At 41.9% G+C, this 4046-nt stretch carries 4 protein-coding genes and 1 pseudogene; 3 read left to right on the forward strand and 2 right to left on the reverse strand.

Going from position 1 to position 4046, the window contains the following annotated elements; translation table 11 throughout:
• Window positions 1-165: GH116 family glycosyl hydrolase (locus PX484_RS03925; protein WP_288102925.1), on the forward strand; the 165-nt coding region annotated here is incomplete at its 5' end.
• A gap of 439 nt (window positions 166-604) precedes the next feature.
• Here the strand turns inward: PX484_RS03925 and PX484_RS03930 are convergent.
• Together PX484_RS03930 and PX484_RS03935 are read right to left on the reverse strand one after the other, a co-directional pair.
• The gene (locus PX484_RS03930) at window positions 605-940 is read right to left on the reverse strand and encodes a hypothetical protein (RefSeq protein WP_287768171.1); all 336 of its coding nucleotides are present in this window, start codon (window positions 938-940) and stop codon (window positions 605-607) included.
• Between the two features lie 226 nt (window positions 941-1166).
• Window positions 1167-1397, reverse strand: a complete 231-nt coding sequence (locus PX484_RS03935; RefSeq protein WP_002732463.1) for a type II toxin-antitoxin system CcdA family antitoxin — start codon at window positions 1395-1397, stop codon at window positions 1167-1169.
• A 333-nt stretch (window positions 1398-1730) separates the two neighbouring features.
• Here PX484_RS03935 and lepA point away from each other — a divergent pair, with 333 nt between their 5' ends.
• A complete protein-coding gene (gene lepA / locus PX484_RS03940; RefSeq protein WP_149107614.1) occupies window positions 1731-3542 on the forward strand; it encodes a translation elongation factor 4 in 1812 nt (603 codons plus the stop codon).
• Window positions 3543-3597: 55 nt separating this feature from the next.
• Window positions 3598-4046, forward strand: a pseudogene (locus PX484_RS03945) (AAA family ATPase); the annotation flags it as partial.

Genomic DNA, 4046 nt, shown 5'->3' on the forward strand with positions numbered 1-4046 from the left:
GGATGGCAAATTACAGAAGCGGTGGTGAAACAAGTCTATGAAAATGGCTTACAATTTCGCACCCCGGAAGCAATAACATCGGTGGGAACTTTTCGCGCCTGTCATTATTTACGCGCCATGGCTATCTGGGCTATCTATGGGGTTTTGACGGAATTTCAGGGATAAAACAGGATTATCGCCATCTAACTGGTGATCTGGTTTTACCTGGTAAATCACTCTAATCCTAAATCCGGTTATTAAAAACTGATTATTTATTCTCGGTTTTGCCCTTTGCCTCTCCTGATATGTAGCCTATACTCAGGGGATTTAAGTAGTTAGGCGTTAAAAATTATCAGATGCCCCCCTTATTAAGGGGAGATCAAGGGGGGACTAAGGGGGGATCGGCACCACCCTTATTAAGCTGTCCATTAGTCACATCTTTCTTAACATTTCAAACCTTTGTAGCACAAGGCTTTCAAGACTCGGTTAACAATTTGTAATATTCCTTGTTGACACCCTTACTGACAAAGAAAAAACTGAAATCAAGTCAGGATAAGGGTTGGAGTGCTTACTGAAACAATTGTTAAGAAAGATCCCTATAAGGGATAGCTTTTAGGACGGGGTTTCAAACCCATTTTTCTGATGATTTTTCTTGTTCCAAGAGTTTTTGTAGTTGCTCTGGGGTAGCATCTTTGAGCAGCAGACGATCGCCGTTTTTGCTGACAATTAACACTCGTTCGATCTTCGGGGTTTCAGGAGAGTCAATTTTTCGCTTTAATTGGTACAATTTCTCAGCGATGGCGATTGTTCCGCTAATAATGCCGATGATGGTGGCGATGGTAGCAAGGGTTCCCTCTTTCTCCTCTTCGGAGATAACTTCGTAGCTGCCTTGCACCCCTTCCATCTCTAGGATATCCTGAGCAACTTTGATAGCATCGGCTCCTTGAATTTCTATCTGCATCAGTTTTGTTCCTCCTGTCAGTACCCAAGCAAAATGATCCTAAATCCGTTTATTAAAAACTGATTATCTATTCCCCCTTTTGCCTGTCCTGATATGTAGCCTATACTCAACGAATCTAGTATGACTAGCTTAGTTGGGGAAAAAATCTCAATTACCGTCAATGGTTGACCTAAGAAAATATTTCAGTCTCTCCGTCGGGAAATAACCTATTAGAGACTGAAAAATCTTAGTCATTCCATTCCCCTTTGGGTGGTACGGGGGGATTGCGTCGAAGATGACGGGTTAAGTCCTCATCCGGTTGTTTCTCTCCTCTTAGCCACTGTTTAATCGCTGTTTCGATAATGCGACTAGGATCGTTAGTCAGGTGTTTAATCTGGTCTAAAACTTCCGAGTCAAGGTGAATAGCGATTTCAACTTTCTCCGCCGTGCGCTGAGTCGGTGTAGCATTGTCGTTCATAAGCTCTATTAATGATTGCTATCTATCATTCTACCCGTCAGTCGAGGATTCTCATCCAAGAGTTTATCTATAGTAATCCGATTTGGACAAATCATAGAGCCTTTCCTTAGCCATTGCCCTTTCCCTGATTTTGTCACCATAATCAAGCCTACCATAGTTTACTGTGGATGCCGAGAGGGGAAGCTAAGGTCAAAACCCTGACTATACTTGCAGTTTAGCTTTTTTTACCTTTTACTTTTCGCTTTTGCTCCAGCCTTAGAGACTTTACCTCTACAATGAATTAAGGAATCTAAAATTTTATAAACCCCTGACTTTTGCCAACAGTGAACCACGATGACTGACGTTCCCGTTTCTCGCATTCGCAATTTTTCCATCATCGCTCATATCGATCATGGTAAATCAACTCTCGCCGATCGCCTCCTGCAAATTACGGGAACCGTAGCCCAACGGGAGATGAAAGAACAATTTCTCGATAATATGGACTTGGAACGGGAACGAGGTATCACCATCAAGTTACAAGCGGCACGCATGGATTATACCGCTAAGGATGGTCAAAAATACGTTCTCAATCTGATTGACACCCCCGGCCATGTGGATTTTTCCTACGAGGTTTCTCGGTCTTTAGCGGCGTGCGAGGGAGCTTTATTAGTTGTGGATGCGTCCCAAGGAGTAGAGGCGCAAACTTTAGCCAATGTTTACCTAGCACTGGAAAATAACCTCGAAATTATCCCAGTTTTAAATAAAATCGACCTACCCAGTGCCGAACCGGAACGAGTCGCGGCGGAAATCGAGGAAGTGGTAGGTTTAGACTGTAGTGAGGCAATTCGGGCCTCGGCTAAGGCTGGGATCGGTATTAATGATATTCTAGAGTCGATCGTCCAATTAGTTCCCCCTCCCCAAGATACTCTCGAAGAACCCTTCCGAGCTTTAATTTTTGATAGTTATTACGACGCTTATCGAGGGGTAGTTGTCTATTTCCGCGTCATGGATGGTCGGGTGAAAAAGGGCGATAAAATTCGTTTTATGGCTTCCGGTAAAGAATTTGTGATCGATGAATTGGGAATTTTATCACCGCAACAGGTACAGGTAAATGAACTTCACGCGGGAGAAGTGGGTTATCTGGCAGCCGCGATTAAAACCGTCGCTGATGCCCGGGTGGGTGATACGATTACTCTAACCGCTAAACCAGCACAAGAGCCTTTACCCGGTTATACAGAAGCAAAACCGATGGTTTTCTGCGGATTATTCCCCACCGATGCCGATCAGTATGCCGATCTCAAAGATGCGCTGGAAAAGTTAAAATTAAACGATGCAGCTCTATCCTACGAACCGGAAACTTCTAGCGCCATGGGTTTTGGTTTCCGTTGCGGTTTCTTGGGACTGCTACACATGGAAATCGTCCAGGAAAGACTAGAAAGGGAATATAACTTAGATTTAATTACCACTGCTCCCTCGGTAGTTTATCAGGTCACTACCACCGATGGGGAAATTGTCGAAGTGGATAATCCCAGTTTGTTACCTTCCCCACAAAAACGGGAAAAAATTGAGGAACCTTATATCCAAGTGGAAATGATTACTCCGGAAACCTATGTAGGCGCTTTGATGGAATTATGTCAAAGTCGTCGGGGAGTTTTCAAGGATATGCGTTATTTTACTAAAACTCGCACCGCTTTGATTTATGAGTTACCTTTAGCGGAAGTGGTGACGGACTTTTTTGATCAATTAAAATCTCGATCGCGCGGTTACGCTAGTATGGAATATCAATTAATTGGCTATCGGGAAAATGAGCTAGTTAAATTAGATATTATGGTCAATGGTGATCCCGTTGATGCTTTAGCGATGATCGTTCACCGGGATAAAGCTTATTATGTTGGTCGCGCTTTAACCGAAAAGTTAAAAGAATTGATTCCCCGGCATCAATTTAAGGTTCCCATTCAAGCAGCTATTGGTTCTAAAATTATCGCTAGTGAACATATTCCCGCTTTAAGAAAGGATGTCTTAGCTAAGTGTTATGGTGGTGATATTAGCCGCAAGAAAAAGCTGTTAGACAAGCAAGCAAAAGGTAAGAAACGGATGAAAGCGATCGGAACTGTTGATGTACCCCAGGAGGCATTTATGGCAGTCCTAAAACTCGATCCTCAGTAAAATCTTGGGGTGAGAATTAACTCACCCTTTTTAGTTTTAGCAGTGGGGAATTATTATGAAACTTTTGAGATTATCCTATCAAGATTTATCCTCTGGATTAAGTATAGATTCTTGCGAGTTTTTTCTAGATTTGAATTTATTAGTTGGTATCTCAGGTGCAGGAAAAACCTCGATTTTAAAGGCCATTAGTAATTTAAAAAGAATCACTAACGGTGCATCTATAAATGGGGTAAAATGGGATGTAGAACTTTTAACCAATGATCATGTTCGTTATCATTGGTTGGGTGAATTTGAGGTTAGAAAAGCTCGTTCTCTCATCAAGATTGAAGAAGATGAAGTCAATAGTAATGACGGCGAAAATAAGGTTAGTATAATTAGGGAAACTCTTTTAAAAGATCAAGAGGTTTTGATCGCAAGAAATCAAGAGGTAATTGAGTTTAAACATTCAAAGACACCAAAACTACCATCTTATTTAAGCTGTATAGAGCTTTTCAATCAAGAAGA

It is taken from the genome of Microcystis sp. M49636_WE2 (assembly GCF_030065375.1).
Classification (GTDB): Bacteria; Cyanobacteriota; Cyanobacteriia; order Cyanobacteriales; family Microcystaceae; genus Microcystis; species Microcystis aeruginosa_C.